The organism is Erwinia pyri (assembly GCF_030758455.1).
Classification (GTDB): Bacteria; Pseudomonadota; Gammaproteobacteria; order Enterobacterales; family Enterobacteriaceae; genus Erwinia; species Erwinia pyri.
Genome location: NZ_CP132353.1, coordinates 3557970 through 3584724, shown reverse-complemented (window position 1 = coordinate 3584724; position 26755 = coordinate 3557970). Strand labels below are relative to the sequence as shown.

Genomic DNA, 26755 nt, shown 5'->3' with positions numbered 1-26755 from the left:
ATGGCGCTGCGGAGCACTGGATTAGTCGCTGCAGGACGCGCCTTGCGGCATGAACGAATTTTGCTGATAGCTGCACGCCTTTTTTCTGGCTGATTCAGCCGCTGATGCCCTGATAACCTCTTCTTTAATTTCATGTTTGCCGACACCTTCCCTTCCGGCGTATCCAGTGAAAATGTCACTTGCTGTGCGTTGGTCGGGTAAAGAGATCGGCAGACCACGCCAGAAGTGCTAAACCTTAAGGTTGAGTCTAAAAAAATAAATATTGTGACTGTACCCCCCGCTCTCAACACATTCTTTTGAGAACCTTTCCAACCCTAACGATGGGAAGTTTGCAATGTCGGATAAAATCACCCTTAACCTGCAGATTAACGGGCAGGAAAAACACCTTTCTCTCGACCCACGCGTCACTTTGCTGGACGCCCTCAGAGAGCACCTTGCGCTGTCGGGCACCAAAAAAGGGTGCGATCAGGGACAGTGCGGTGCCTGTACCGTGCACGTTAATGGCCGTAGAGTGCTGAGCTGTCTGACACTGGCGGCACAGGTAGAAGGCGCAGAGATCACCACTATTGAAGGGCTTGAGAAGCCGGACGGCACGCTGCATGCGGTGCAGCAGAGCTTTTTGAAACACGATGGCTTCCAGTGTGGTTACTGTACTCCCGGGCAGATCATGTCTGCCGTCTCTTGTATTAAAGAGGGACACGCTGGCTCCGAAAGTGAGATACGCGAATACATGAGTGGCAATCTCTGTCGCTGCGGCGCTTATCCGCATATCGTCGACGCGATCAAAGAAGCCGCTGAACAGCTGGCTAAGGAGTCCGCATGAATCCTTTTAGCTGGCAAACCGCCGCCTCGGTCACCGAGGCGGCTGCTCTCAAAAAGCAGCCCGGCACGCAGCTGCTGGCTGGCGGCACCACACAGCTGGACTTAATGAAGTGTGACGTGTTTCAGCCCACCAGATTGATCCCGGTAACACAGTTAACCGGAATGGACACCATTACCTTCAGCGAGGAGACCATCACGCTTGGTGCGATGGTTTATATGAGTGAGCTGGCGAGCCACGAAGCGTGCCAGCGTCAGGCACCCGCTATTTATGACAGCCTGTGGCAGGCTGCCTCGCCGCAAATCCGCAATATGGCTACCCTGGGCGGCAATTTATGCCAGCGTACCCGCTGCGGCTATTACCGTGACCCGCACACTTTCTCCGACTGCAACAAACGTAATCCCGGTTCCGGCTGTGCCGCGCTGAAAGGGGTAAACCGCAGCCATGCCATTCTGGGCGGAAGCGAGAGTTGCGTGGCGGTCTATCCGGGCGATCTGGCCGTGGCTTTAACGGCATTTGATGCTGTTGTCATCCTTGAAAATGCGCAGGGCATCAAGCGTCGGGTTCCCATTGAACAGTTCTATTTACTGCCGGGCGACGCTCCGCACAAAGAGCACGATATGGGGGATGACGAGTTGATTACCGCAATCGAGATCCCACAGAGCGCAGCGCTACAAAACTCCACCTATCTGAAGGTGCGCGATCGCAGCTCCTATGAGTTTGCAGCGGCCAGTGCGGCCGTTGGGCTGGTGGTAGAGAATGGCATCATGGTGGATGTCCGTATTGCACTGGGCGGCGTAGCCACCAAACCCTGGCGCGCCCACACGGTTGAACAGGCGCTGAAAGGGCAGCGTTTTGATGAAACGTTGATTAACCAGGCCGCAGAGCGGGTTATCGCCGAGGCTCAGCCCCTTGCTGATAATGCACACAAAATAAAACTGGTTCCGCGCGTGATCGCCCGGGCGCTGATGGCCGCAGGAGAAACAGCATGAGCAAACCGACAACTACAGTGCGCCGGGATGTGTTGCAAGCTCCCCTCGCGCGTTCAGCAGAAGAGAGACTGGAAGGGGCGTCGCAGAGCCAACAGGCCAGCGAGACAGCCGCTCAGGGGCAGCAACGGACGCAGAGTGTCAAGGGCTTAGGCGCACCCCGCTCGCGGGGTGACGGAGAAGTGAAAGTGACCGGACGGGCCACTTACGCTGTTGAATATCAGATTGAAAACGCTGCGCATGGTGTGGTGATCCAGTCCACCATCTCCAGCGGGCGAATAACGCATATTTCCACCGAGAAGGCGCAGGCGGTACCCGGCGTGATCGCTGTGTATACCCATCAAAACGGGCTGAAAATCAATAAGCCGACGGCCATCGCTGACGGCGGCGCGGCCCAGTCTACTTACACGCCCATCCAGGACGATATCATCCTGCATAACGGGCAAAACATTGGGCTGGTGGTGGCAGAAACCTTCGAGCAGGCGACCTATGCCGCCTCGCTGATAGAGGTCAGCTATCAGGAAACCCCTGCGCTGATTTTTGCCACCGACGAAGGCGCTGAACCAAAACCTCTGCCCGATCAGGATATTGAGCTGGGCCAGGCGCAGGCGGAAATGGTGCGATCGGAGGTGCGGATTAACGAGCGTTACACCACGCCGCGTGAATACAACATGCCGATGGAGCCACACGCCTGTATCGCCCACTGGCATAACGGCAGCATGACCGTCTGGGAGCCGAGCCAGTGGGTGAGCGGGGCGCAGGTAGAAATTGCCGAATGGATGGGAATTGAGAGAGAACAGGTACGGATTATCTCCCCTTACGTTGGCGGCGGATTTGGCTCCAAGCCGGTGCCCTATACGCACGTAGCCCTGGCCTGCGTAGCCTCTCGCGAACTCAACCGGCCGGTGAAAGTGTCGCTGACCCGTCCGCAAACCTTTACCGGGCTGGGCGGGCGTCCGGCTACTTCACAACAGCTGGCGATGGGGGCGACGCGCGACGGGAAAATTCTCTCAATTATTCTTCGCAGCTTTAATGAAACGTCGCTCCAGGACATGATTGCGGAAAACTGCAGCCATGTGACGGCCCGCATGTATGCCATTCCTGACCTCTCTGCCCAGCATCAGATCGTGCCGATCAATACCGTGACGCCAGGCTGGATGCGCGCACCGGGTGAAAACCCCAGCGCCTTCGGGCTGGAAGTGGCAATGGATGAAATGGCCTACGCCCTGAATATCGATCCGCTGGAGCTGCGTCTGCGCAACTGGGCGGATCACGATTACCAGCAGAACAAACCCTGGAGTTCACGCCGTCTGAAGGAGGCGTACCAGAAAGGCGCAGAAGCGTTTGGCTGGGCGAAGCGGTCGATGGCACCCCGGTCGATGCGCGAAGGCAGGGAGCTGATCGGCTGGGGAATGGCAACCGGTACCTATCCGGTGAACCGTCTCCCTGCGGAATCACGAATCATCCTCACGCCGCAAGGCGAGTTTATTGTGCAGTGCGCGGGGGCAGATATCGGCACCGGCACCTATACCATTCTGGCGCAAACCGCAGCGGACATTTTGCACGTCCCCTCCGAAACTATTTCGGTGCAGCTTGGCGATACGCGATTACCGCGAGCTGGCGTGGCGGGCGGATCGCAGCTGGCCGGGAACCTCACGGCGGCAGTTAACGTCACCGCGCATAAAATGCGGGATCGCCTGCTGGCGCTGGCAACCGAGCTGGAAGGCTCTCCGCTGAAGGGCGCAAGCCTGGAGCAGCTTTCGCTGGGAGAGGGGGCAATTCGGATGGGCGTTACGCCCGCACGGGAGATCTCGTTCAGCCAACTGCTGGAGCTGGCAGGCAGTGAGGCGCTGGAAGTAGAGGGCGGCACCTTCCCCGACCATCTCTCCGCTAAAGAGAAAGATGAGATGGTCGGCAGCCTGAACAGCATGGGACGCCCTGAAGATCTCTCAGCCCACAGCTGGAGCGCGCAGTTTGTTGAAGTGGCGGTTGATGAAGACTTTGGTACCGTCCGGGTCAGAAGGATGGTAGCCGCCTTTGACTGCGGCCAACTCTACAACCCTACGCTGGCGCGCAGCCAGTGGATTGGCGGCATGATCATGGGGCTGGGGCAGGCGTTGCTGGAAGAGGGCATTGTCGACCCGAGATCGGGAAGGGTAATCAATAACAATCTGGCGGATTACCTGATACCGGTTAACGCTGACGTCCCCAACATCACCACAATCAATGTGGGCGAGCCAGATTATCAGGCCACCAAAATGGGCGGTAAAGCGGTGGGCGAGGTCGGCATAGTTGGCGTTGCGGCGGCAATCAGTAATGCCGTGTTCCACGCCACCGGCAAGCGGGTGCGGGATTTGCCCATTACCCTCGACAAAATAATTTAACGCGTTCTGCATGAGTATCAACAGTGCAATTCTGGTTATGGCGGCCGGTTTCGGCCGCCGTTTTCGTCAGTCGGGCGGCGGGAATAAACTGCTGGCAAGGCTTAACGGCAAGCCCGTTCTGCAGCACACGCTGGAAAACGCACGGGCGACGGGGCGGCCGGTATTTGTGGTTTCGCAACCTTCAGATCGGGCTATCCATCAGCTTACAGAAAAAGCGTCCCTGATCCTCTGCGCAAGCCAGGGAATGGGGGAGTCGCTGGCGGCCGGTATCAGGGCTTGTGCAGACTATGACGGTTGGGTGATTACCCTGGGGGATATGCCGTGGCTACAGACAACCAGCTACCAGGCGGTTATTCAGGCGCTGGAAAACTATCCGCTTGTCCGGCCCGTTATTAATGGGCAGCCCGGCCATCCGGTTGGCTTTCGGCGACAGTTTTATGCCGACCTCTCTTCCTTAAGCGGCGACACAGGAGCAAAAAAGTTGTTGCAGAACTTTCCCACGCATTGCATCGAGCTTACAGATGAAGGCTGTCTGCTGGACGTGGATTATCCGGCGGCACTCTCCGCTAAGGAGCGGACATGATCAGACTGGATCAACAGGTGATCAACGAGGCGCTGCGCTGGCATAAAGAGGCGCAGCCGGTCTGGCTCTGTACGGTCTTACGCACCTATGGCTCTTCTCCCCGCGCACCCGGCACCATGATGAGCGTGAACAGTAAAGGGGAGCATTGTGGATCGCTCTCCGGTGGCTGCATCGAAGAGGATTTTCTGGCGCAGCTCTCGGCGGGAAGCTATCGCGAGAGCAGCCAGGTCATTCGCTATGGCGAAGGGGGAATGCGTCCCTCCGTTGAGCTGCCGTGTGGTGGCAGCCTGGAAATCGTGATCGAATATCTTCCGCCCGATGAGCAAACCGCGGCGCTGTTACAGGCGATGCAGGCTGCATTACTGGGCAAACAGCGGCTGGTCAAAACGCTTGTCGTGACTCAACGGGCAGATTTTGAGGTAATGGGCGCGGAGAGAATGTTGCCGCTCTTAAGCATCACACCAGACCGCATCCTGCTGCCGGTGGGTTCCGTGCCGGAACTGCTGGTGGCGGGCTATTCGCCGGTGGCTTTTGAATGCATCCGCCTCGGGCAGATACTCGGTTTTCATGTCCGCATTTGCGAACACCGCTCTGAAAGCCTGAGCGAGGTTGAACGCTATTTTACCGGCGCTGACAATGTCACTATTGTGCCGCAGCATCCCGCGCGCTGGCTGGAAATTAACGGCGCGGGGGCCAGCGTAGCTATCGTCTCATTAACGCACGACCCGCGTATTGATGAGCTGACGATGATGGAAGCGATCAATACCCAGGCCTTTTACCTGGGTGTGATGGGGTCTGAGCGGAACAGCGAAAAGCGCAGAAAGCGGTTACAGCAAATTGCCGGTATGAGTCGGGACGATCTTGACCGTATCCACGCGCCAGTAGGCCTGCGGATTGGCAGCAAAACGCCTGCCGAGATCGCTCTGTCGATTATGGCTGACATCGTCAGGGTAAAAAATGGTGAGCAAATCTGACGTTTCAACAGCGCGAGAAACATGGCTGGCGCAGGTCACGAGTGGTATTCTTTGCGCCATCAGTGCGTTAATTTAGTGCCTCAGCTGGCTGCGCAGATCTTCACTTACATTGAGTTATCACCCATGAGCCTACAAAAATCTTCTGACAGGATCATCGTCCTTGATACCGAAACCACCGGTATGAATATGATTGGGGTGCACTATGAAGGGCACCGCATTATTGAAATCGGTGCTGTGGAGGTGGTTAACCGCCGTCTGACCGGCAATAACTTCCATGTCTATCTGAAACCCGATCGGCTGGTGGATCCTGAAGCCTTCGGCGTTCACGGGATTGCCGACGAGTTTCTGGCGGACAAGCCCTCTTTTGCCGAGATTGCCGACGAGTTTATCGCCTATATCGACGGTGCGGAGCTGGTGATCCATAACGCCTCGTTCGATATCGGCTTTATGGACTATGAGTTCAGCAAGCTGAACCGCAATATTCCCAAGACGGAGACCTTCTGCCAGATCACCGACAGCCTGGCGATGGCGCGAAAAATGTTTCCCGGCAAGCGTAACAGCCTGGATGCGCTCTGCTCACGCTATGAAATAGACAACACCAAGCGAACCCTGCACGGCGCTCTGCTCGACTCCGAAATTCTGGCCGAAGTGTTCCTGGCGATGACCGGCGGACAAACGTCGCTGACCTTCTCAATGGAGGGGGATCAGCAGCAGCAGAGCAATGGCGATACCGTTCACCGCATCACCCGTCCTGCTTCAGGTCTGCGCGTTCTGGCTGCGAGCGAGGCTGAAATCAGCGCCCACGAAGCGCGTCTGGACTTAGTGATGAAAAAGGGCGGCAGCTGCCTCTGGCGGGCGTAGCGGCGGCGGTTATCACTATTAAGGTGAAAAAACAGGCAGTCAGTCGTAAACTGCCATAAAAAGCGTTGACGGCATGAGGGCCTGCCCGTAATATTCGCCCCGTTCCCGACGGGGAACAAAGCGCGGAGCGGTAGTTCAGTTGGTTAGAATACCTGCCTGTCACGCAGGGGGTCGCGGGTTCGAGCCCCGTCCGTTCCGCCAAGTATCCAGAAAGCCTGATTCAGCAATGAATCAGGCTTTCGTCGTTTCTGGGGCAGTAGAGTAGCCGCCCCCACTTCGTTACCTCTTCTCTACGGCCACGCTGCGTCCATAGCCCTGGCTGCTGACCACGCGCTCTTCGCGGGCGATCCAGCGATAGAAGCCTGCCGACAGCGCCACGCCGATAAACCAGCTAAAGTTCGCCACCTCATGCAGAGAAGGGATAAAGCTGATCACCAGACCAATCACTACCGAAGGCACCAGCGCAGCAATCGCTTTTGGGTTAAAGCCCCCGCGATACCAGTATTTGCCTTTTGGCGTATCGTCGAACAGATCGTTAACGGAGATCTGGCTGCGCTTAATCAGATAAAAGTCGCAGAGCAGGATGCCGAATAGCGGCCCGATAAAGGCGCCCAGCACATCCAGCGTATAGTGAATAAGCTCCGGTGACTGAAACAGGTTCCACGGCGTCAGCAACACCGATCCCACGGCGGCAATCATGCCGCCGGTGCGGAAGCTGATTTTCTGTGGTGAACAGTTGGAGAAGTCGAAAGCTGGTGAGACGAAGTTAGCCACAATGTTGATACCGATAGTGGCCGTAATCATCGTCAGCAGGCCAATCGCCACCGCCAGATCGTTACCCACGCGGCTGACCGTTTCGATCGGGTCAGTGATCATATGGCCGAACAGCGACTGGGTGCCGGAGACAATCACCACGGTGACCACAGAGAAGAGCAGGAAGTTGAACGGCAAGCCCCAGCGGTTACCGCGACGGATTTCGCCCATGCTTTTTCCGTAACGGGAGAAGTCGCCAAAATTCAGCAGCGGACCCGAGAAGTAAGAGACCACCAGCGCCGTGGCGGTAATCATCTGCCACGCCTGTTCGCTACCGGTAAGCTGCTTGCTGGCCAGAGTCAGGGAAATGCCGTCGAAACCGGTTTTGTACACAATCCAGCCCGCCAGTGCGACCATCACCACATAGACCGCCGGTCCGGCGACATCAATAAAACGTTTGATGGCATTCATGCCGTGCCAGAACACCATTGCCTGCGCCAGCCACATAATGCCAAAGCAAATCCAGCCTAGTTGAGAGAGGCCAAGCCAGGCAGATTGCGTCATCGGAGCCAGCGCAGGCCAGAACTTCAGCGAGACCAGCATCAGGGCGTTCGCCGCCAGATAAGTCTGTATGCCGTACCAGGCGAAGGCAATCAGGCCACGGATCACTGCCGGAATATTTGCCCCGAACACGCCAAACGCCTGACGGCAAATCACCGCATAAGGCACGCCGGTCATCTGGCTGGGCCGGGCAACCAGGTTGGCGCAAATCTGTACGATACAGATGCCGACCAGCAGGCAGAGCAGCACCTGCCAGCTGGCAAGACCCAGGGTAAAGAAGCTGGCGGCCACCACATAGCCGCCCATGCTGTGCACATCGGACATCCAGAAAGAGAAGATGTTGTACCAGTTCCAGTTCTGGTCACGCGTGGGGGCCAGATCTTCGTTACAAAGCCGTGGGCTGTAGTTCGCGTGGGCTTCAACCGCCGACGCCGGGGTGACATTCTGATTTTCTGGCATGAAACCTGCTCCTGTGAAGAGAGATAAACGCAAATTGGTTGTGACAAGGTATTGCAGGATCCAGGCCAAAATCGTTTTCTTGTATACAAAACTTAAAGTTCGTGTGTACGATTCTTTATGGAACTGATGTTTACCGGAGTAGGGAATGAAGAGTGAAACCGGCCTGAAAACGGCCTCTGACCTGACCGACAAGGACGAACCTATCTATCAGGCGCTGATGTCGGCGATTGTTGAGCGCCAGCTGCCGCCGGGCAGCAAGCTGCCGGAAGAAGCGCTGGCGGAAGTATTTGGTATCAGTCGTACCGGCATCCGTAAGGTGCTGCAACGCCTCGCCGCGGTGCAAATGATTGTGCTGACGCCCAAACGTGGTGCGCAAGTCGCCACGCCTTCCGTTGAGGAAGCCAGAGATATCTTTCGCACACGGGCGCTGATTGAGTGCGCCAATCTGCCAGCGGTGCTGGAGCGCTGCCAGCCGCCGCATCTGGTGGCGCTGGAGAAGCTTAACCAGCAGGAGCAGCAGGCGCATGAGGCGCACGATGGCCCGGCAGCTATCCGGCTTTCAGCGGCTTTTCATATCCAGCTACAGGCCATCTCCGGTAATCAGGTGCTGACCGATATGGTGACCCGCCTGTCGCAACGCTCTTCTTTAGTGATTGCGGCATATGGCGCGCCGTGGCAGCAGGGTTGCCGCTGCGACGATCATGACCGGTTAATTGAGCTGGTGAGAGAAAAAGCCTTACCACCGCTGGCTGACGCAATGCAGCAACATTTCGATCATATCGTAAGCAGTCTGCACTTCGAGCGTGGGGGTGAAATGCTGCCGGACTTTGCCCGCCTGTTTTCAGATTTTGGAGTCAAAGCATGACAGCGAGACAGCTCATCCAGGTGATCAACCCTAATACCAGCCTTGCGATGACCGAAACAATCGGCGCGGCCGCACGGGCAGTTGCCGGGCCGGGTACAGAGATTATTGCCGTCTGCCCCAGCCAGGGCGTGCCCTCCATCGAAGGGCATTTTGACGAGGCTGTTGCAGCGATAGGCGTGCTGGAACAGATCAAGGCGGGCCGCGAACAGGGCGTGAGCGGGCATGTGATTGCCTGCTTTGGCGATCCTGGGCTGCTGGCCGCGCGGGAACTGGCGCAGGGACCGGTTATTGGCATTGCCGAAGCCGCTATGCATATGGCGACAATGGTGGCGACGCGCTTCTCTATCGTCACCACCTTGCCGCGAACGGTGATCATTGCCCGGCATTTGCTACAGCAGTATGGCTTTGAGCACCATTGTGCAGCGCTGCATGCCATCGATCTGCCGGTTCTGGCGCTGGAGGATGGAACCGGTCTGGCCCAGGAGAAGGTACGAGAGGGCTGTATACAAGCGAAGCGACAGGATGGCAGTGGCGCTATCGTGCTTGGTTGCGGCGGCATGGCGACCCTGGCCCGTGAGCTGACGCTTGAGTTAGGGATCCCGGTGATTGATGGCGTCGGCGCCGCCGTAAAAATGGTCGAGTCGCTGGTGGCTTTGGGTCTCTCCACCAGTAAATATGGTGATTTGGACTATCCTGTAAGAAAAACCCTGTCGGGACAGTTTGCCAGCCTGAAGCTGGAGTGAGCGTACCGACGCAAGGACTTTGACTATGACTGATGCCGCAGAGAAAAAAGAGTACAGCTTTAACAAGAACTACCCGCGCGACCTCCGGGGATATGCGGGCAATCCGCCGCATGCTGCCTGGCCGGGTAATGCGAGGATTGCCGTGCAGTTCGTGCTGAACTATGAAGAGGGCGCGGAGAATAGCGTGCTGCATGGCGACGCAGGTTCCGAGCAGTTTTTATCTGATATCATCGGCGCTGCCAGCTATCCTGAGCGCCATATGTCAATGGAGTCGCTCTATGAATATGGCTCACGCGCAGGCTTCTGGCGTATTCACAATGAGTTTCAAAAGCGCGGCTTGCCATTAACCGTCTTCGGCGTGGCGATGGCACTGGCTCGTCATCCTGAAATCGTGGAAGCGATTAAAGCAGCGGATTATGACGTGGTCAGCCACGGCTGGCGCTGGATCCACTATCAGTCGATGGAGGCCAAAGCAGAGCGCCAGCATATGCAGCAGGCAATAGACACGCTGACCGATCTGTTCGGCAAAGCGCCAACCGGCTGGTACACCGGTCGCGACAGCCCGAATACCCGCAGGCTGGTGGTTGAGCAGGGCGGTTTCACCTATGACAGCGACTACTACGGCGACGATCTGCCTTTCTGGTCGCAGGTTACCTGCCAGGACGGCACGGTCAAACCCCATTTGATTATTCCCTATACTCTGGAAACCAACGACATGCGTTTCGCGACGCCGCAAGGTTTCAATACTGCAGAGCAGTTCTACACCTATCTGAAAGACAGTTTTGACGTGCTCTACGAAGAGGGTGAAAGTTCGCCTAAGATGCTGTCGATAGGGATGCACTGCCGCCTGCTGGGTCGTCCGGGGCGTTTTAAAGCGCTACAGCGGTTCCTGGATCATATTCAACAACATGACAATGTCTGGATCTGCACACGTCAGCAGATAGCCGATCACTGGGTGGAACATCATCCTGCGCCGGAGGCGTAATTTTCCGTAGGCTTCTGTGTGGTCTGTAATAAACCCATTGTCAGCAATGAGTATTGTTTTGAGCTGTATGAGCACTGGACTCCCAGGCAACACCGAACATGATGGGTGGCACCACAGGGCACGTCAGCCGAGTGTATGCCGCAGGGATGCGGCATTCAGGTCGTCTGCGAGTTCAGGCAATCCGGTCAGGGAGAACGGGCTGAACACAAAAACGCCGTGAACCCTTCCATGGGGGCTGCGAAGCGGCGTCCATGCCGCTTAGCTTTTGCTTATCAGCCCATTCTCCCTTCCCGATAGCTTTAACGTTGCCTGTTTGAAAAACCAAAATCAAAGCCAAAGCTAAAGCTAATGCTAAAAGCAAAACCAAAGTATTGCGCCGTCACAAATTTGGCACCGTCAGTTTTTGACCTGTGCGGCCACCATACTTACGGGCAAAACTGAATCTGATGGGTGGCACCACAGGGCACGTTAGCCGAGTGTATGCCGCAGGGATGCGGCATCCAAGTCTCCAGGGATGGATTCACGACGTCTCGGATAACGTGCCCTGTGGTGACGCCTTACCACAGCACCCGGTCTTGACCTTGAATAACGCCTCCTGAACAAACGCCTTGCCCCCGAATCCGGTTTTGACCTGTATAAGCACTAAACTCCCCAATATGTCTCCAGGGGTATGCCTTTCTACTATGAGTTTTGCAGTAAGGTGCACAGAAAAGTCAGGTCGTCTGCGAGTTCAGGCAATCCGGTCAGGGAGAACGGGCTGAACACAAAAACGCCGTGAACCCTTCCATGGGGGCTGCGAAGCGGCGTCCATGCCGCTTAGCTTTTGCTTATCAGCCCGTTCTCCCTTCCCAATAGCTTTAGTGTTGTCTGTTTGAAAAACCAAAATCAGAGCCAAAGCCAAAGCAAAGTATTGAACGCCGCCATAAATTTGGCACTGTCAGCTTTTGACTTGTGCGGCCACCATACTTACGGGCAAAACTGAAGATGATGGGTGGCGCCGCGGAGCACGTTAGCCGAGTGTCTGCCGCAGGGATGCGGCAGCCAAGCCCCCACGGACGGGTTCACGGCGTCCCGGATAACGTGCCCTGTGGTGACGCCTTGCCCCCGGCCCAGGTTTTGACCTTGAATAACGCCTCCTGAACAAACGCCTTGCCACCGCACCCGGTTTTGACCTTTAAACAGATCCCAATCAGCTCATCAAACTGACCTGCGCAGCCACAATCCGCCAGCCGCAGGGCAGCTTGACCCAGGTCTGCTGCTGACGACCGATTTTATCGCTGCCTTCGCGGATGAACTCGGTACTGCACACGGCATAATCTTCACCAAACGTGGTGATCACCGTATTACGCAACTCGCGATCCAGCCCTTTTGCCGGACGAGACGCCCGAAAAGCTCTGATCTCTTCAATGCCGTACAGATTCTCTCCGGCGCCCAGACGCACCGTGCGCTCGTCATGCCAGAACAGCTCATCCAGCTCCACGGTATCATTGCTGATCAGCGCCTCTTCATAGCGGTAAAAAGCCGCGGTCACTTCAGCTAAAATTGCCGGACGATCGATATATTCACTTTTCATTATTGTGCACTCAACGTGGCGGGCGCCGCTTTCGCAATACCCATTTTTTCCAACGCCCAGGCCGCGCGCAGGCACGCCTCCTCTTTAAATGGCGCAGCAATCAGCTGCAGGCCGATCGGCAAACCGCCCGGCGTTTGCAGCGGCACCGTAGTGACCGGCAGCCCTAGGAAAGAGATGGGCTGCGTTAACATCCCCATGCTCGCGCGAATTGGCAAATCAGTACCGTTGATATACATGGTTTCCTCGCCAATCAGCGTGGCGGTAGCTGGCGTGGCGGGCGCAATCAGCACGTCAAACCGATCGAACAGCGGTAAAACCTGCTGCCGGAAATGGTGGCGGAAGCGCTGAGCCTGCACATACCACGCGGAAGGGATCATCGCCCCAGCCAGCAGACGCTCTCGCGAAAGCGGCTCAAACCGCTCAGGCTGAGTGCGCAATGCAGGCAGATAGTGATTCCCCCCCTCCGAAGCGGTAATGATAAAGGCGGCGGTACGGGCGAGTTCAGCTTCCGGGAACAGAACCTCATCTCCGGCGTTCAGCGCTCTGGCCGCTACCGCAACGGCGGCGCGGGCTTCATCGCTGCACCAGGTCTGGAAATAGCCGCCCAGCACGCCGCAGCGCAGGCCTTCCAGACCATGTTCCAGTAACCGGTGGGCGGGATGAGTCGCTTTCTCAGCCTGGAAACTGTCGTGCGGATCGCGCCCCTGCAGGGCGTCATAAACCACGGCCAGATCCTCAACGGAGCGGGCAAATGGCCCGATATGATCGAGGCTCGCTACAAACGGCTGGCTGCCGCTGCGGGAAAGGCGGCCAAAGGTCGGCTTCAGGCCAAAAATCCCACACAGCGAAGCCGGCACGCGGATAGAACCATTGGTATCGGTGCCTAAGGAGAAGTTGACCAGCCCGGCAGCCACCGCCGCCGCTGAACCGCCAGAGGAGCCGCCTGCAATACGCTGCACATCATGCGGGTTTCTTGTGGCGCCGTAATGGCTGTTCTCGGTGGTAAAGCCATAAGCATAGGCATCCATATTCAGCATGCCGGAGAGCAGGGCGCCCGCATTGCCCAGCCTGCTCACTGCCCAGCTATCCTGCTTCGCCGCCTGACGATCGCTGAACAGGCTGGCACCCGCCAGCGTGACATGGCCCGCCACGTCAAACAGATTCTTCACCGCGTAGGGCACTGCGGCCAGCGGAGGCAGCGGCCCCTCTTTACGCAGACGATCCAGACGATCGGCCTCATTAAGCATGCGATCTTGAGTCACCTCAGTCCATGCGTTAATCGCCGGATTCAGCTGCTCAATCTGGCTGAGCGTCTGCTGCGCAATATCCCGCGCGCTAAGCTCACCTTTGGTTAGCGCGCCCTGTAACTCTTTGATACTCAAGGAGGCTGGATTCATGCTTTATACACTCCAGCCACTTCAAGACGATCGTCCAGCGGAAAAGCCATCAGCGGCGTCGCCATACCGGCAATACGGGTAAACTGCACCAGCAGCTCGGCCCGGCGCTGGTCATCTAACGTCACGCCGAGAACCTGCTCCATCTGTGCCACATACGCTGCCCAGTCGGGCGAATGTTGATTCATGCTCTTCTCCTGTTAAAAACCGGCTGCGCTGCCGTTGCTTCTTGGGTCACATGCCCCTTCCAGCATGCCGTTGGTGTGCCGCACGATGGCGCCTGCATGGCCTACCGCTTCACTGAAGTCGGGCAGCGCCTCCACTTCGTGGCCCAGGGCACGAAGCTGCTCAAAGGTTTCCTGGGGAAAACGGCTCTCCAGCTTCAGAGAGTCAGAGGCCTGGCCCCAGGTACGGCCCAGCAGCCAGCGTGGCGCGCTGACACATTGCTGAAGCGGCATCCCCTGGACAACGTGGCGGGTAAAAATGGCGGCCTGCGTTTGCGGCTGCCCGTCGCCGCCCATTGAGCCATAAACCATGGTGCGGCCATCGTTCAGCCGCGCGGCGGCGGGATTCAGCGTGTGGAAAGGCTGTTTGCCTGGCTTCAAGGCCAGAAGATGGTCGGGATCGAGGCTGAAAGCCGCTCCGCGGTTCTGCCAGGTAATGCCGGTATCTGGCAGCACTACACCGCTGCCAAATTCATGATAAATACTCTGAATAAACGACACGGCCAGGCCGCTGCTGTCCATGACGCCCATCCAGACGGTATCGCCAGGACCTTTACCAGTACCCCAGGGCGCGGCCTGCTGGTCACTGACTTTTTCTGCCATCTGCGCCAGCAGGTCTGAATTCAGCAACGCCTGCATCTCTTCCTGCATATGCAGCGGGTCGGTGATATAACGATCGCGCAGGCTGAAAGCGAGCTTGGTCGCTTCTACAATGCGATGAATGGTCTGCGTTTCCGTGGCATCGCGCATATTTAAACTGTCGGTAATACCAAGGATCGCCAGCGAAACCAGCCCCTGCGTGGGCGGCGTCATGTTGTAAACTTCGCCGCACTGATGCTGGATACGCAGCGGCGTCCGGCGTTTTGCCCGGTGATTATTCAGATCTTCAAGGGTAACCGGCATCCCCAGACGGGACATTTCACTCGCCATTTTTCTGGCAAGAGAGCCGCGATAAAAACTCTCCAGCCCCTCTTCGGTCAGCAGGCTCAGCGTATTGGCCAGCGCCGGCTGCGTGAAGCGGCTGCCCGCCTTCGGCACTTCACCATCGGGAAGAAAGGTCTGCGCAAAGCCGGGCTGATCCGCCAGCTCATGGTATTTGCTTGCGGTAGCGGAGGATTGCGACTGGGTGACCGGAATACCGTCGGCGGCATAGCGAATGGCATCGGCCAGCAGCCTGGCAACCGGCGTCGGCGTACCGCCAAATTCGGCTGAAACCGCCAGCGCTTCCGCCCAGCCGCTCACGGTGCCAGCTACTGTCAGGGCGGCTTCAGGGCCTCGATGGGGAATGGCGGCGGCGTTCTTATAAAAAGCGAGATCGGCCAGCGAGCCGGCAGCACCGCTGGCATCAATGGCAACCGGCTCACCCTGAGGAGGAACGATCAGCCAGAAGCCGTCTCCGCCCAGGCCATTCATATGCGGATAGACCACCGCGATGGTGGCAGCAGCGGCAACCATCGCTTCAATGGCATTGCCTCCTTTACGCAGGACGGCCAGGGCGCTTTCGCTGGCAAGATGATGGGGAGCGACGGCCATACCCAACGGGGCGATATTACTCTGAATCATTCCAGTCTCTTATTTTAGGGTTACAGGGGAGTAGGGAAGCAAGAGCTGTTCCAGTTTGTCAGCAAGAAAAGGTTAATTGCCTCTCTGATCATAAGGGCGAGACAAAATTGCTGGCTGACGGCAAAATAAGTTTTCCGTCCGGCACGCAGTTTGCAGATTCTCTGAAACAAAAGTTACAAGGTCAACGCTATGAAGCAGCTCGATGAACGTCTGAGAAGCCACTATCCCCAGCTCTCCCCTCAGGAGCAGCGGGTAGGGGATTTTGTCTTCGATCATTTTGACGATCTGATCAGCTACAACAGCGCCGAACTGGCCAGGCTCAGCGGTGTCTCCAAGGCCACCGTCAGCCGTCTGTTCAAGCGGCTTGGGTATGAAAAATATAAAGATATGCGCGACGAGCTGCGTACGCTTCGTCAGAGCGGGATGCCGTTAACCGATAACCGTGATGCAGTGCAGGGCAACACCTTACTCGCCCGGCATTACAAGCAGGAGATGGCGAATCTGACACAGTGGGTGAACGGCATCGACGCCACGCAGTTTGGTGAAGTGGTGCAGCAGCTGGCCAGCAGCAAGCGCGTGTTTATCGTCGGGCTGCGCAACGCCTACCCGGTTGCGCTGCACCTGCGGCAGCAGCTGCTGCAGGCAAGAGGGGGCGTTCAGGTGCTGCCTCAGCCAGGCCAGACGCTCTCTGAAGAGCTGGTGGAAGTGACGCAGAACGACATGGTGGTGGTGCTCGCTTTCCGTCGCCGCCCACGCATTATCAAGCCCTTACTTCAGCAGTTACAGCTGGACGCTATCCCCACGGTGGTGGTTTGCGAACCCCAGGCCCAGGCTGTTATCGCGCTGGCCCGCTGGCAGCTCTGCGCGCCGCTGGACAGCGTTTCCGCTTTTGATAGCTACGCTTCAGCCAATAGTTTAATAAATCTGCTGGCGAACGCTGTGCTGCATGAACTTTTAAGCGAAGGCCGCCAGCGCATCCATCAGATAGCCGATCTTTACAGCCAGCTGGATGAGCTGGAACAGCGGTAATGGGGCACCTTTTTGGTGCTTTGCCTTTTTTTGGGGCAGATCGCTCCAGCGATCTCCCCCTTCTTCCTGAGCGCGATTGGAACCTTTTTTAAGAGGAATGCAATCGTTTGCCTGGCAGGTTTTCACCCTTAATTGCTTAACCGCCCGTTTCCACACCCTTTTTCCCTGACGATTTCCTTCCCGCCAGACCTTCTTCCCCGGCAGAAACAAATTTTCACCACCTTCGCTTCTCGCTGGCACATTAGTTGCAAATAAACTCTTCAAGAATCTTTCGTTTCATGGTTTTATTATTCGGGGAAGAGCAGATGAAAAAAGTATTACTGGCAGTAGTGGGCGCGGCTCTGATGTTAACGCAGGTGACGGCCAGGGCCGACCAGCTGCAGGATATTGAAAAGCGTGGCGTTTTACGTGTTGCCGTACCGCAGGATTTTCCGCCGTTTGGTTCAGTCGGCACCGATCTGCAGCCGCAGGGTTACGACATTGATATGGCGAAATACCTGGCGAAACAGATGAAACTTAAGTTGCAGCTGGTGCCCGTTACCAGCGCCAACCGCGTACCCTATCTGCAAACCGACAAGGTGGATCTGGTGATCTCCAGCCTGGGTAAAAACCCGGAACGTGAAAAAGCGATCGCCTTCAGCCGCGCTTATGCGCCGTTCTTCCTGGGCGTTTTCGGCCCGAAAGAGGCTGAGCTGAAAGACGCCGCTGCGCTGAGCGGTAAATCCATCGGCGTGACCCGTGGGGCGGTGGAAGACATGGTGTTAACCGATCTGGCGCCAAAAGATACCCAGCTCAAGCGCTATGAAGATAACAACACCACGCTCTCGGCTTACCTCTCCGGTCAGGTGCAGTATGTGGCGACCGGTAACCTGGTGGTAGCCGCCATTGCCCGTCAGAACGCAGATAAAGCGCCGGTGCCAAAATTTATGCTGAAGGATTCGCCATGTTTTATCGGCATGCGTAAGGATGAACCTGCGCTGAAAGCCAAAGTGGACGGGCTGATTGAGCAGGCGATCAAAGATAAAACCCTGAACGCGCTCTCGGAAGAGTGGCTGAAAGCGCCGCTGCCTGCAGACCTCGGCGCGTAAGGGTTGCTGATGATTGGGCAACTTGATTTTCCTGCGCTGTGGCCTTACTGGCCGGAACTGCTTTCCGGCCTCTGGATCACTATCCAGCTTACTGTTCTGGCTACCACTGGCGGCGTGGCGCTGGGTATCCTTGGCGCCGCCCTGCGCAGCGGAAAACCTTCTCTGATTAGCCGCCTTTGGGGCGGTTATGTGGAGCTGATCCGTAACACGCCGTTTGTGGTGCAGCTTTTCTTTATTGTGTTTGGCCTGCCCAATCTGGGGCTGAAGCTTACCGCCGGGGAAGCGGCGCTGCTGGCAATGCTGATTAACCTTGGCGCCTACAGCACGGAGATCATTCGTGCCGGGATCCAGGTCACGCCAAAAGGGCAGTGGGAAGCGGGACGCGTGCTGGGATTAAGCCGGGGGCAAACCTTTATGCGCGTTGTGTTGCCGCCTTCCCTGAAGCGGATCTACCCGGCGCTGGTCAGCCAGTGCATTATCGTGATGCTGGGCTCGTCGGTGGTATCTCAGGTCTCTTATGAAGAGCTGACCTTTGCCGCCAACCTGATCCAGTCGCGCACCTTCCTGAGTTTTGAAGTTTATCTGGTGACCACGCTTATCTACCTGGCGTTGTCGATTGTGATGCGCCAGCTGCTGCTGGCCGCGGGCCGTAAATGGTTAGGGAGCGCGCAGGGATGAATACCTTTACCGACTGGGACATCCTGCGCAATTTGCTGCTGGCTGCCCGCTGGACAATTTTGCTGTCACTCACCGCTTTCGTCGGCGGCACCGTAGTGGCTCTGCCGCTGGTGATGGTACGGCTGACCCGCCGTCGCTGGCCGATGCGCCTGATCCGCGCCTACATTGAGCTGTTTCAGGGCACGCCGCTGCTGATGCAGCTCTTCCTGGCCTTTTTTGGCGTGGCGCTGTTTGGCATTGACGTTTCGCCGTGGACCGCCGCCTCGCTGGCCCTGACCTTTTACACCAGCGCTTTTCTGGTTGATATCTGGCACGGCAGCATCCTTGCCCTGCCAAAAGGGCAGTGGGAAGCATCACGCTGCCTGGGGCTGAACTTCGGCCAGACGTTATACCGCGTGGTGTTGCCGCAGGCGCTACGTATCGGCATTGCGCCAACCGTGGGCTTTGCCGTACAGGTGATCAAAGGCACCGCGCTGGCCTCAATCATTGGCTTTGTCGAGCTGACCAAAGCCGGCACCATTCTGAACAACGTCACCTATCAACCGTTTAAGGTTTTCGGGCTGGTGGCCGCGGGCTACTTCCTGATGTGTTATCCGCTGTCCCGCTACAGCCAGTACCTGGAGAAGAAATTTAATGCCGCTCATCACCATTAATCAGGTGCAGAAATATTATGGCGAGAACCACGTGCTGAAAGGCGTGGATCTCGATGTCGATATGGGGGAGGTCATCTCTATTATTGGCCGCAGCGGCTCGGGAAAAAGTACTCTGCTGCGCTGCATCAACGGGCTGGAAGGCTATCAGGAAGGCAGCATCAAGCTGGGCGGCATGACCATCACCGACAGGGATTCTCAGGCGCGTGAAATCAGCCGCTCCGTTGGCATGGTGTTCCAGAACTTCAACCTGTTTCCGCATATGACCGCGCTGGAAAACGTCATGCTGGCACCCAGGCGGGTGCTGAAAAAGAGCGAAGCGGAATGCCGGACGCTGGCGGCGCAGATGCTGGAAAAAGTGGGGCTGGGTGACCGGATGGACTACTTCCCGTCGAACCTCTCAGGCGGCCAGCAGCAGCGGGTGGCAATAGCCCGTGCGCTGGCGATGTCCCCGAAAGTTTTGCTGTGTGATGAAATTACCTCGGCGCTGGACCCGGAACTGGTGGGCGAAGTGCTCAAGGTGCTGGAGCAGTTAGCCAGAGAGGGCATGACGCTTATTCTGGTGACCCACGAAATGAATTTTGCCCGTGAAGTGGGCGACCGCGTGGTGTTTATGCACCAGGGGCGCGTGTGGGAGCAGGGCGACAGCAAAAGCGTCTTCGCCAACCCGCAGTCGCAGGAACTCAAACAATTTATCTCATCGGTGCGCGGCCTGAGCTGAGCGCCGCTTCGGTCAGAGAAGGAAAAAATGGATGAAATACTCACAGATTAACCCGCCGCAGCGTCTGCTGATGGGGCCTGGGCCAATCAATGCCGACCCGCGCGTGCTGCGCGCCATGTCCAGCCAGCTGCTGGGGCAATACGATCCGGCGATGACGCACTACATGAACGAAGTGATGGAGCTTTATCGCGGCGTGTTTCGCACCGAAAACAGATGGACGATGCTGATCGACGGCACCTCCCGCGCCGGGATTGAAGCTATCCTGCTTTCCGCTATCCGCCCTGGCGATAAAGTGCTGGTGCCGGTATTTGGCCGTTTCGGCCATCTGCTGTGCGAGATAGCCCGCCGCTGTCGTGCTGAAGTACACACCATCGAGGTGCCGTGGGGCGAAGTGTTCACCCCTGACCAGATTGAGGATGCCATTAAAACCGTCCGCCCGCGCCTGTTGCTGACGGTGCAGGGCGACACCTCCACCACCATGCTGCAACCGCTGGAAGAGCTGGGCGCTATCTGCAAAAAGTATGGCGTGCTGTTCTATACCGACGCTACCGCCTCGCTGGCAGGTAACGTGCTGGAAACGGACGCATGGGGGCTGGATGCGGTCTCCGCCGGAATGCAGAAATGTCTGGGTGGCCCTTCAGGCACTTCACCTGTCACCCTCAGCCCGCAGATGGAAGCCGCGATCCGCAAGCGTAAATGCGTGGAGGAGGGGATCCGCACGGCGGCGCATCAGGATGGGGATGATGAGATGATCTACTCGAACTATTTCGATCTCGGGATGATCATGGATTACTGGGGCCCGGAGCGGCTGAACCACCATACCGAAGCGACCAGCGCCCTGTTTGGCGCCCGCGAATGCGCCCGACTGATCCTGCAGGAGGGGCTGGATAACGGCATCGCGCGGCACAAGCTGCACGGCGATGCGCTGTTAAAAGGCATTCAGGGCATGGGGCTGGAGACCTTCGGCAACCTGAAATACAAAATGAACAATGTGCTGGGGGTGATGATCCCGCAGGGCGTTAACGGCGACCAGGCTCGCAAGCTGATGCTGGAAGATTTCGGTATTGAAATCGGCACCTCCTTTGGTCCGCTGCACGGCAAAGTGTGGCGCATCGGCACCATGGGCTATAACGCCCGCAAAGATTGTGTGATGCAGACCCTGAGCGCGCTGGAGTCGGTGCTCAACTATCTGGGTTTCAAAAGCACCCAGGGCGCCGCGATGCAGTCAGCCTGGGATCATTACGCCAACGGGAGCTGCTGATGAGCGACGGCCTGATAAGTGCCGCCAGCGCGGCAGAGGCGGCCGCCAGAGTGATGGCGCGCTGCGATTGTCTGGCGGAGATCACCGAAACGCCGGGCTTTCTGACGCGTGTCTATCTCTCGCCGGAACATTTGCAGGCTAACGCGCTGGTCGGTGAGTGGATGCGCGCAGCCGGTATGCGCGTCTGGCAGGATAGCGTGGGCAATATCTGCGGCCGCTATGAGGGGCTTGAGCCAGGCGCACCGGCGCTGCTGCTCGGCTCTCATCTGGATACGGTTCGTAACGCGGGACGCTACGACGGCATGCTCGGCGTGGTGACGGCGATTGAAACCGTGCAGGCGCTGCATCAACAGCAAATGCGCTTACCGCTGGCGATTGAAATTGTCGGGTTTGGTGATGAAGAGGGCACGCGGTTCGGCATCACCCTGTTGGGCAGCCGGGGTCTTACCGGCAGCTGGCCGGAAAGCTGGATAACCCATCCCGATGGCAACAGTATCACCGTGGCGCAGGCGATGGCGGACGTGGGGCTGGATGGGGATGCCGTGCAGCAGGCGGCTCGTGAAGTCAGCGATATTGTGGCCTATCTTGAGCTGCACATCGAGCAGGGGCCTTGCCTGGAGCAGGAGAACCTTGCGCTGGGCGTGGTCACCGCCATCAACGGCGCGCGTCGGCTTAACTGCGAGTTTGTCGGCGAAGCGGGCCACGCCGGTACGGTGCCGATGACGCACCGTAAAGATGCGCTGGCCGCCGCAGCGGAATGGATAGTGTACGTTGAACAGGCTGCGCCAAAGCATGGCCCACAGCTGGTGGCTACAGTAGGCACGTTGCAGTGTTCGCCGGGCGCGGTCAACGTCATTCCGGGCGCTGTGGCGCTGACGCTGGACGTGCGCGGGCCTGAAGATCAGCCGCTGGCAGAGCTGCTCTCTGACCTGCTGACCCAGGCGGAAGCGATCGCGCTGCGGCGCGGGCTGACGTTCCGTTCAGACGAATATTACCGCATCCCCGCCACGCGTTGCGATGAAGGGTTGCAGGCTGCCTTAACGCAGGCGGTTTCAGAAGTACAGGGCCGCAGCCTGGCGCTGCCGAGCGGTGCCGGACATGATGCCATTGCCATTGCGGAACGCTGGCCGGTCGGCATGCTGTTTGTGCGCTGCGATCGCGGTATCAGCCATCATCCGGCGGAATCGGTGCAGGAGAAAGATGTTGCTCTGGCCATTCAGGCTTACGCCCGGGCAGTGTTTGCGGTGGCATCAGGAGGCAGAGAATGACGCTGGATGAGTTCAATCAGGCCCCCGTGGCGGAGGCGGGCGAGAAGCTGGCGCACTGCGTGGCAATCCCGGACTGGCGAGACGCGCTGGTGGCAGCAAGGCCGTTTTCTTCGCTGGCGGCATTGCTGAACCAGGGAGATACGCTGGCACGCCAGTGGGATGAGCAGTCGCTGAATCAGGCGCTATCGGCGCATCCGCGTATTGGCGAAAAAGCGCAGGGCAACAGCAAAGAAGCGGGGCTCTCCCGCGGCGAGCAGGCCAGCGTCAATGCGCAGGACAGGGAGTTAAAGCAGGCGCTGCAGGCGGGAAACGCTGCCTACGAGCAGCGTTTTGGCCGCGTTTTTTTGATCCGCGCAAAAGGGCGCAGCGGGGAAGAGATGCTGGCAGAGCTGCGGCGGCGGCTGACTAACGATCCGCAGCAGGAGCAGCAGGAAGCGCTGGATCAGCTGCGTGAAATCACCCTGCTGCGCCTTAAGGAGACTTTCGTATGAACACAATAACTACCCACGTGCTGGATACCGCCCTGGGAAAACCGGCGGCTGGCGTCACTATCCTGCTGGAACAGCAGATTGCACAAAGCTGGCAAACCGTTGCCAGCGGCGCAACTGATGGCGACGGGCGCATTAAAGATCTGACGCCGGACGGTCTGGCGGCTGGGCGCTATCGTCTGGTTGCCGATCTCGCCAGCTATTTTGCCGCCAGCGGACGTGAAGCGCTTTACGTCAGCGCGCAGATCGATTTCCTCCTTCCTGAAGCAGGCGGTCACTATCATCTGCCGTTCCTGATCTCTCCCTGGTCGTGGTCCACCTACCGCGGCAGCTGATTGAGCTACTCAATCTCTCCCTGTGGCTGACTCCTGGCCCACAGGGAGGGCAAGACAAACGCCTGTTGCGACAGGTAAACAGTAAAAGGTGTCATGATGAGCGTCAGGCCAGAAGATACGCGTTATCCGGCAGGGAAAACCTTTGCCTGGGGATTGCAGCACGTGCTGACAATGTATGGCGGTATTATCGCTCCGCCACTGATTATTGGCTCTGCCGCCGGACTGCACGGCGCAGACCTGGGGCTGTTGATTACGGCGGCGCTGTTTGTCAGCGGCTTCGCCACCCTGTTACAGGCGCTGGGCATGCCAGGTTTCGGCTCGCGGCTGCCATTGGTGCAGGGGGTGTCGTTTGCCGGGGTGGCAACAATGGTCACGCTGGTCACCAGCGGCGGCGGCCTGCCGGTGGTGTTTGGTGCGGTTATCGCCTCTTCCCTGATTGGCCTGCTGATTGCCCCGCTGTTTGCCCAGATCATTCGCTTCTTTCCTCCTGTCGTTACCGGCACGGTGATTACTGCCATCGGCCTTTCACTGATGCCGGTAGCGGCCCGCTGGGCGATGGGCGGTAACCCCACGACCCCCGACTGGGGCTCAACGGCAAATATTGGCCTGGCTGCGATAACTCTCGGGCTGGTGCTGCTGCTTAACCGCATAGGAAACAGCGCGGTGAAGCGATTAGCGGTGCTGCTGGCGATGGTGCTGGGGACGCTGTTTGCGGTGCTGAAGGGGAGCACACACTTCTCTGCGGTGCTGCAGGGCGATCTGGTAGCCATGCCTGGCATATTGACCTTTGGCCTGCCGGTGTTCGACGTGGCGGCAATCCTGTCGATGACGCTTATCGTGCTGGTTCTGCTGACGGAGACCACCGCAGGGCTGATCGCCATTGGCGAGATTGTGGGCACCGAAGTGGATGGCAAACGTATCGCCAGCGGCCTGCGGGCCGATATGCTGACCAGCGCGCTGTCCCCGGTGTTTAACTCGTTCCCGCAAAGCGCTTTTGCGCAAAACATTGGCCTGGTGGCGATTACCGGGATCAAAAGCCGCTATGTGGTGGCAGCAGGCGGGGTGATTTTGGTGCTGTCAGGGTGCCTGCCGGTACTCGGCAGAATAGTGGCGGCAGTGCCGATGCCGGTGCTGGGCGGAGCAGGTGTGGTGCTGTTTGGCACCGTAGCCGCCAGCGGGATCCGTACCCTGGCAAAGGTGGATTACAAAGAGAACATGAACCTGGTGATCGTCGCCACCTCCCTGGCTTTTGGCATGATCCCGGTGGTGATGCCGTCGTTCTATGATCACTTCCCTGGCTGGGTACGCACTATTTTCCATTCAGGCATCAGCGCCGCCTGCCTGGTTTCCGTGCTGCTCAATATCGTTTTTAACAGCGTGGCAAAACAGCCGGTAAGCGTGCAGCCCTCTCAGGAAAGGAGCCGTGGGGCGGCAAAATAAAACCCGCCGGAAGCGGGTTTTTTTACTCTTTAGTTCAGCATCACAGGCTGAAAGGATCTGCATCACGCCAGGCAGGAAAGCGCTCGCGGTACTCCCGCAGCGTTTCCAGCGACAGCCCGGCGTTAAGGATGGCGGGCTGATGCGCCTCGCCTGATGCCAGGATCTCGCCCTGAGGGCTGATAATCCGGCTGTCGCCGCTGTAGTGATGATGATTACCGTCACTGCCGACACGGTTACAGCCGGCGATATAAGCCTGATTTTCAATAGCGCGCGCCAACAGCAGCGCCTGCCAGTGAGCGGCGCGCGGTGCGGGCCAGTTAGCGACATAGAGCGCCAGGTCATAGTCGTTGGCATTGCGTGAAAACACCGGGAAGCGCAGGTCATAACAGACCTGAGGCAGAATGCGCCAGCCGCGCCACTCAACAATTTCGCGACGATCGCCCGCCAGGTAGTGATGATGCTCATCAGCCATGCGGAAGAGGTGACGCTTGTCGTAATAGTGAACTTTGCCCTCCGGCTCTACCAGCAGAAAACGGTTCACCGCCCCTTTTTCCGTCTGGATAGCCGCACTGCCACCGACCATCGCTTTGCAGGCTTTAGCCTTCTCATGCAGCCATTCGATCACGCGCGCCTGCGGCAGCGAGCTTTTCGCCGCTTCCATCGCAAAACCGGTGGTAAACATTTCCGGCAGGATGATCAGATCGCGTCCCTGCAGATCCGCCAGCAGCGTATCGAAGAAGGCGAGGTTCGCTTCGCCCTCCATCCAGACCAGCGGCTGTTGTAACACGGTGAGGTTTAAAGTTGACACAGGCGCTCCGCAGCGGCATCCAGCGTGGCTTCCTGCTTGGCAAAGCACAGGCGGATCAGTTTATGAGGAAAGGCGTCGGCGCAGAACACTGAGAGCGGAATAGCCGCCACGCCCACTTCTTTGGTCAGCCACTCACAGAATGCCACGTCATTCAGATCGGAAATGGCGCTGTAGTCAGCCAGCAGGAAGTAAGTGCCTTCACACGGCAGAACTTCCAGCCGACTGCTGGCCAGCGCCTGCACAAAGCGGTCACGGCGGGCACGATAGAACGCCGGCAGCTCACGGTAATGTTCTGGTTCAGCGTTGAGCATATCCGCCAGCGCCAGCTGCGCCGGCGTATTGACCGAGAAAGTAAGGTACTGATGCACTTTGCGTACTTCAGCGGTCAGTGCGGCGGGTGCCACGCAGTAGCCTACTTTCCAGCCGGTCATATGGAAGGTTTTGCCAAAAGAGGAGACCGCAATAGCGCGCTCACGCAGCTCCGGATGTGCCAGCACGCTGGCATGGCCCGCTTCGGCAAAACAAATATGCTCATACACTTCATCGCTCAGGATGTAAGTTTCCTGCTCTTTCACCGCCTGCCACAGCGAGGCAAAATCGCTTTTCTGCCAGACGGTGGCTGAAGGGTTGTGGGGCGTATTCAGGATCACCAGGCGGGTGCGTGGCGAAAGCAGAGCGGCAAACGCCTGCCAGTCAACGCGGAACGAAGGGGGCTGCAGGGCAATACGCCTGGTCACGCCGCCCGCCAGAGTAATGGCTGGCGCATAGCTGTCGTAGCTGGGATCGAAGCAGATAACCTCATCACCCGGGCGCACCAGCGCGGTAATCGCCGCATAGAGCGCTTCAGTCGCGCCGGAGGTTACGGTAACTTCGCTATTGCTGTCTGGCCTGTAGCCATAGAGTTCCGCAGTCTTGGCGGCAATCGCATCGCGCAGCGGCTGGACGCCGGTCATGGGCGCATACTGATTCGCGCCAGCGCTGACATGATGTGCCAGACGCGCTTTCAGATAATCGGGGCCGTCAAAATCGGGAAAGCCCTGTGACAAATTGATGGCGTTATGCTGCTGCGCCAGCGCGCTCATCTGCGTGAAGATGGTGGTGCCCAGTGCAGGCAGTTTGCTCTCGGGAATTAGCGAAGTCTGGCTCATAAAGAGTGGTCCTGGCGGTTTTTAAGATCTGGCAGCCCTGTGTTGCTGCCACTATAGCGTCGATGCTACTATTTGGCAATCGAGACGCTTAGACGTCCAAATGGCGCTAA

At 58.0% G+C, this 26755-nt stretch carries 27 protein-coding genes and 1 tRNA gene; 20 read left to right on the top strand and 8 right to left on the bottom strand.

All coding sequences use genetic code 11. The features are described 5' to 3' along the window. Positions 1-334 precede the first annotated feature (334 nt). From Q3V30_RS17055 to Q3V30_RS17025, 7 genes are all read left to right on the top strand, one after another. Positions 335-823 (top strand): (2Fe-2S)-binding protein, encoded by a 489-nt coding sequence (locus tag Q3V30_RS17055; RefSeq protein WP_306207733.1) that lies wholly within the window; start codon positions 335-337, stop codon positions 821-823. Next, complete coding sequence (locus Q3V30_RS17050; protein ID WP_306207731.1) at positions 820-1812, top strand: FAD binding domain-containing protein; 993 nt, start codon at positions 820-822, stop codon at positions 1810-1812. Before Q3V30_RS17055 ends, Q3V30_RS17050 begins: the two co-directional genes overlap by 4 nt. Further along, entirely contained in the window at positions 1809-4193 is a 2385-nt protein-coding gene (locus tag Q3V30_RS17045; RefSeq protein ID WP_306207729.1) for a xanthine dehydrogenase family protein molybdopterin-binding subunit, read from the top strand. Before Q3V30_RS17050 ends, Q3V30_RS17045 begins: the two co-directional genes overlap by 4 nt. A 10-nt stretch (positions 4194-4203) precedes the next feature. After that, positions 4204-4776 carry a nucleotidyltransferase family protein gene (locus tag Q3V30_RS17040; protein ID WP_306207727.1) on the top strand — a complete coding sequence of 191 codons (573 nt, stop codon included), beginning with the start codon at positions 4204-4206 and terminating at the stop codon, positions 4774-4776. Further along, on the top strand, positions 4773-5750 hold the full coding sequence (locus Q3V30_RS17035; protein ID WP_306207725.1) for an XdhC family protein: 978 nt from the start codon (positions 4773-4775) through the stop codon (positions 5748-5750). Before Q3V30_RS17040 ends, Q3V30_RS17035 begins: the two co-directional genes overlap by 4 nt. Before the next feature lie 123 nt (positions 5751-5873). Next, the gene (gene dnaQ / locus Q3V30_RS17030; RefSeq protein WP_306207723.1) at positions 5874-6611 is read left to right on the top strand and encodes a DNA polymerase III subunit epsilon; all 738 of its coding nucleotides are present in this window, start codon (positions 5874-5876) and stop codon (positions 6609-6611) included. 124 nt (positions 6612-6735) lie between these two features. After that, positions 6736-6812 (top strand) — tRNA-Asp (locus Q3V30_RS17025). A 78-nt stretch (positions 6813-6890) separates the two neighbouring features. Here Q3V30_RS17025 and Q3V30_RS17020 read toward each other — a convergent pair. After that, complete coding sequence (locus tag Q3V30_RS17020) at positions 6891-8384, bottom strand: NCS1 family nucleobase:cation symporter-1 (RefSeq protein ID WP_306207720.1); 1494 nt, start codon at positions 8382-8384, stop codon at positions 6891-6893. 145 nt (positions 8385-8529) lie between these two features. Here Q3V30_RS17020 and Q3V30_RS17015 point away from each other — a divergent pair, with 145 nt between their 5' ends. Genes Q3V30_RS17015 through puuE form a run of 3 tightly spaced genes read left to right on the top strand, consistent with a single transcriptional unit; the run spans position 8530 to position 10977 of the window. Beyond that, on the top strand, positions 8530-9249 hold the full coding sequence (locus Q3V30_RS17015; RefSeq protein WP_306207718.1) for a GntR family transcriptional regulator: 720 nt from the start codon (positions 8530-8532) through the stop codon (positions 9247-9249). Beyond that, complete coding sequence (gene hpxA, locus Q3V30_RS17010; protein ID WP_306207716.1) at positions 9246-9992, top strand: allantoin racemase; 747 nt, start codon at positions 9246-9248, stop codon at positions 9990-9992. Before Q3V30_RS17015 ends, hpxA begins: the two co-directional genes overlap by 4 nt. A 25-nt stretch (positions 9993-10017) precedes the next feature. After that, entirely contained in the window at positions 10018-10977 is a 960-nt protein-coding gene (gene puuE / locus Q3V30_RS17005) for an allantoinase PuuE (protein ID WP_306207714.1), read from the top strand. 1189 nt (positions 10978-12166) lie between these two features. Here the strand turns inward: puuE and hpxZ are convergent. Genes hpxZ through Q3V30_RS16985 form a run of 4 tightly spaced genes read right to left on the bottom strand, consistent with a single transcriptional unit; the run spans position 12167 to position 15731 of the window. After that, positions 12167-12550, bottom strand: coding sequence for an oxalurate catabolism protein HpxZ (gene hpxZ / locus Q3V30_RS17000; RefSeq protein ID WP_306207712.1), 384 nt, complete (start codon positions 12548-12550; stop codon positions 12167-12169). After that, a complete protein-coding gene (locus tag Q3V30_RS16995) occupies positions 12550-13947 on the bottom strand; it encodes an AtzE family amidohydrolase (RefSeq protein ID WP_306207710.1) in 1398 nt (465 codons plus the stop codon). Before Q3V30_RS16995 ends, hpxZ begins: the two co-directional genes overlap by 1 nt. Continuing rightward, positions 13944-14132: an oxalurate catabolism protein HpxX gene (hpxX, locus tag Q3V30_RS16990; RefSeq protein ID WP_306207709.1), complete on the bottom strand. Its 189-nt coding sequence runs from the start codon at positions 14130-14132 to the stop codon at positions 13944-13946. Before hpxX ends, Q3V30_RS16995 begins: the two co-directional genes overlap by 4 nt. 12 nt (positions 14133-14144) lie before the next feature. Beyond that, positions 14145-15731 (bottom strand): gamma-glutamyltransferase family protein, encoded by a 1587-nt coding sequence (locus tag Q3V30_RS16985; protein WP_306207707.1) that lies wholly within the window; start codon positions 15729-15731, stop codon positions 14145-14147. Positions 15732-15920: 189 nt separating this feature from the next. On the opposite strand from Q3V30_RS16985, the gene hpxU reads away from it, so the two are divergent. Further along, positions 15921-16760 (top strand): MurR/RpiR family transcriptional regulator HpxU, encoded by an 840-nt coding sequence (gene hpxU, locus Q3V30_RS16980; RefSeq protein ID WP_306207705.1) that lies wholly within the window; start codon positions 15921-15923, stop codon positions 16758-16760. On the opposite strand, the gene Q3V30_RS16975 is transcribed toward hpxU, so the two are convergent. Further along, positions 16686-17024, bottom strand: coding sequence for a hypothetical protein (locus Q3V30_RS16975; protein WP_306207703.1), 339 nt, complete (start codon positions 17022-17024; stop codon positions 16686-16688). The two genes, hpxU and Q3V30_RS16975, sit on opposite strands and share 75 nt — an antisense overlap. Positions 17025-17065: 41 nt before the next feature. Here Q3V30_RS16975 and Q3V30_RS16970 point away from each other — a divergent pair, with 41 nt between their 5' ends. The 9 genes from Q3V30_RS16970 to Q3V30_RS16930 all read left to right on the top strand — a co-directional run bounded on the left by Q3V30_RS16970 (position 17066) and on the right by Q3V30_RS16930 (position 24689). Beyond that, the gene (locus Q3V30_RS16970; protein WP_306207701.1) at positions 17066-17848 is read left to right on the top strand and encodes a transporter substrate-binding domain-containing protein; all 783 of its coding nucleotides are present in this window, start codon (positions 17066-17068) and stop codon (positions 17846-17848) included. Positions 17849-17857: 9 nt separating this feature from the next. Continuing rightward, positions 17858-18526, top strand: coding sequence for an amino acid ABC transporter permease (locus tag Q3V30_RS16965; protein ID WP_306207699.1), 669 nt, complete (start codon positions 17858-17860; stop codon positions 18524-18526). Then, positions 18523-19179: an amino acid ABC transporter permease gene (locus tag Q3V30_RS16960; RefSeq protein WP_306207697.1), complete on the top strand. Its 657-nt coding sequence runs from the start codon at positions 18523-18525 to the stop codon at positions 19177-19179. Before Q3V30_RS16965 ends, Q3V30_RS16960 begins: the two co-directional genes overlap by 4 nt. Further along, positions 19160-19897 carry an amino acid ABC transporter ATP-binding protein gene (locus Q3V30_RS16955; RefSeq protein WP_306207695.1) on the top strand — a complete coding sequence of 246 codons (738 nt, stop codon included), beginning with the start codon at positions 19160-19162 and terminating at the stop codon, positions 19895-19897. The genes Q3V30_RS16960 and Q3V30_RS16955 overlap by 20 nt, the downstream gene beginning before the upstream one ends. A 31-nt stretch (positions 19898-19928) precedes the next feature. Further along, entirely contained in the window at positions 19929-21158 is a 1230-nt protein-coding gene (locus tag Q3V30_RS16950; RefSeq protein WP_306207693.1) for a pyridoxal-phosphate-dependent aminotransferase family protein, read from the top strand. Beyond that, the gene (hpxK, locus tag Q3V30_RS16945; protein ID WP_306207691.1) at positions 21158-22426 is read left to right on the top strand and encodes an allantoate amidohydrolase; all 1269 of its coding nucleotides are present in this window, start codon (positions 21158-21160) and stop codon (positions 22424-22426) included. Before Q3V30_RS16950 ends, hpxK begins: the two co-directional genes overlap by 1 nt. Continuing rightward, on the top strand, positions 22423-22917 hold the full coding sequence (uraD, locus tag Q3V30_RS16940; protein ID WP_306207689.1) for a 2-oxo-4-hydroxy-4-carboxy-5-ureidoimidazoline decarboxylase: 495 nt from the start codon (positions 22423-22425) through the stop codon (positions 22915-22917). The genes hpxK and uraD overlap by 4 nt, the downstream gene beginning before the upstream one ends. After that, complete coding sequence (gene uraH, locus Q3V30_RS16935; RefSeq protein WP_306207687.1) at positions 22914-23249, top strand: hydroxyisourate hydrolase; 336 nt, start codon at positions 22914-22916, stop codon at positions 23247-23249. Before uraD ends, uraH begins: the two co-directional genes overlap by 4 nt. 96 nt (positions 23250-23345) lie before the next feature. Beyond that, positions 23346-24689, top strand: a complete 1344-nt coding sequence (locus Q3V30_RS16930) for a nucleobase:cation symporter-2 family protein (protein ID WP_306207685.1) — start codon at positions 23346-23348, stop codon at positions 24687-24689. Positions 24690-24729: 40 nt separating this feature from the next. Here the strand turns inward: Q3V30_RS16930 and Q3V30_RS16925 are convergent, their stop codons facing one another. Further along, complete coding sequence (locus Q3V30_RS16925; RefSeq protein WP_306207683.1) at positions 24730-25497, bottom strand: amidohydrolase; 768 nt, start codon at positions 25495-25497, stop codon at positions 24730-24732. Next, positions 25485-26645, bottom strand: a complete 1161-nt coding sequence (locus tag Q3V30_RS16920) for a pyridoxal phosphate-dependent aminotransferase (protein WP_306207681.1) — start codon at positions 26643-26645, stop codon at positions 25485-25487. The genes Q3V30_RS16925 and Q3V30_RS16920 overlap by 13 nt, the downstream gene beginning before the upstream one ends. Positions 26646-26755: the final 110 nt, after the last annotated feature.

What these genes read in the sequence shown, in the direction of transcription:
- hpxX (WP_306207709.1), bottom strand. Translation starts at nt 14,132, where the DNA reads ATGAATCAACATTCGCCCGACTGGGCAGCGTATGTGGCACAGATGGAG.
- hpxU (WP_306207705.1), top strand. Translation starts at nt 15,921, where the DNA reads ATGAAGCAGCTCGATGAACGTCTGAGAAGCCACTATCCCCAGCTCTCC.
- puuE (WP_306207714.1), top strand. Translation starts at nt 10,018, where the DNA reads ATGACTGATGCCGCAGAGAAAAAAGAGTACAGCTTTAACAAGAACTAC.
- dnaQ (WP_306207723.1), top strand. Translation starts at nt 5,874, where the DNA reads ATGAGCCTACAAAAATCTTCTGACAGGATCATCGTCCTTGATACCGAA.
- hpxZ (WP_306207712.1), bottom strand. Translation starts at nt 12,550, where the DNA reads ATGAAAAGTGAATATATCGATCGTCCGGCAATTTTAGCTGAAGTGACC.
- Q3V30_RS16955 (WP_306207695.1), top strand. Translation starts at nt 19,160, where the DNA reads ATGCCGCTCATCACCATTAATCAGGTGCAGAAATATTATGGCGAGAAC.
- uraH (WP_306207687.1), top strand. Translation starts at nt 22,914, where the DNA reads ATGAACACAATAACTACCCACGTGCTGGATACCGCCCTGGGAAAACCG.
- Q3V30_RS16985 (WP_306207707.1), bottom strand. Translation starts at nt 15,731, where the DNA reads ATGATTCAGAGTAATATCGCCCCGTTGGGTATGGCCGTCGCTCCCCAT.
- Q3V30_RS17045 (WP_306207729.1), top strand. Translation starts at nt 1,809, where the DNA reads ATGAGCAAACCGACAACTACAGTGCGCCGGGATGTGTTGCAAGCTCCC.
- Q3V30_RS16970 (WP_306207701.1), top strand. Translation starts at nt 17,066, where the DNA reads ATGAAAAAAGTATTACTGGCAGTAGTGGGCGCGGCTCTGATGTTAACG.
- Q3V30_RS17040 (WP_306207727.1), top strand. Translation starts at nt 4,204, where the DNA reads ATGAGTATCAACAGTGCAATTCTGGTTATGGCGGCCGGTTTCGGCCGC.
- uraD (WP_306207689.1), top strand. Translation starts at nt 22,423, where the DNA reads ATGACGCTGGATGAGTTCAATCAGGCCCCCGTGGCGGAGGCGGGCGAG.
- Q3V30_RS16920 (WP_306207681.1), bottom strand. Translation starts at nt 26,645, where the DNA reads ATGAGCCAGACTTCGCTAATTCCCGAGAGCAAACTGCCTGCACTGGGC.
- Q3V30_RS17055 (WP_306207733.1), top strand. Translation starts at nt 335, where the DNA reads ATGTCGGATAAAATCACCCTTAACCTGCAGATTAACGGGCAGGAAAAA.
- Q3V30_RS17015 (WP_306207718.1), top strand. Translation starts at nt 8,530, where the DNA reads ATGAAGAGTGAAACCGGCCTGAAAACGGCCTCTGACCTGACCGACAAG.
- hpxA (WP_306207716.1), top strand. Translation starts at nt 9,246, where the DNA reads ATGACAGCGAGACAGCTCATCCAGGTGATCAACCCTAATACCAGCCTT.
- Q3V30_RS16960 (WP_306207697.1), top strand. Translation starts at nt 18,523, where the DNA reads ATGAATACCTTTACCGACTGGGACATCCTGCGCAATTTGCTGCTGGCT.
- Q3V30_RS17020 (WP_306207720.1), bottom strand. Translation starts at nt 8,384, where the DNA reads ATGCCAGAAAATCAGAATGTCACCCCGGCGTCGGCGGTTGAAGCCCAC.
- Q3V30_RS16995 (WP_306207710.1), bottom strand. Translation starts at nt 13,947, where the DNA reads ATGAATCCAGCCTCCTTGAGTATCAAAGAGTTACAGGGCGCGCTAACC.
- Q3V30_RS16950 (WP_306207693.1), top strand. Translation starts at nt 19,929, where the DNA reads ATGAAATACTCACAGATTAACCCGCCGCAGCGTCTGCTGATGGGGCCT.
- Q3V30_RS17050 (WP_306207731.1), top strand. Translation starts at nt 820, where the DNA reads ATGAATCCTTTTAGCTGGCAAACCGCCGCCTCGGTCACCGAGGCGGCT.
- Q3V30_RS16930 (WP_306207685.1), top strand. Translation starts at nt 23,346, where the DNA reads ATGAGCGTCAGGCCAGAAGATACGCGTTATCCGGCAGGGAAAACCTTT.
- Q3V30_RS16965 (WP_306207699.1), top strand. Translation starts at nt 17,858, where the DNA reads ATGATTGGGCAACTTGATTTTCCTGCGCTGTGGCCTTACTGGCCGGAA.
- Q3V30_RS17035 (WP_306207725.1), top strand. Translation starts at nt 4,773, where the DNA reads ATGATCAGACTGGATCAACAGGTGATCAACGAGGCGCTGCGCTGGCAT.
- hpxK (WP_306207691.1), top strand. Translation starts at nt 21,158, where the DNA reads ATGAGCGACGGCCTGATAAGTGCCGCCAGCGCGGCAGAGGCGGCCGCC.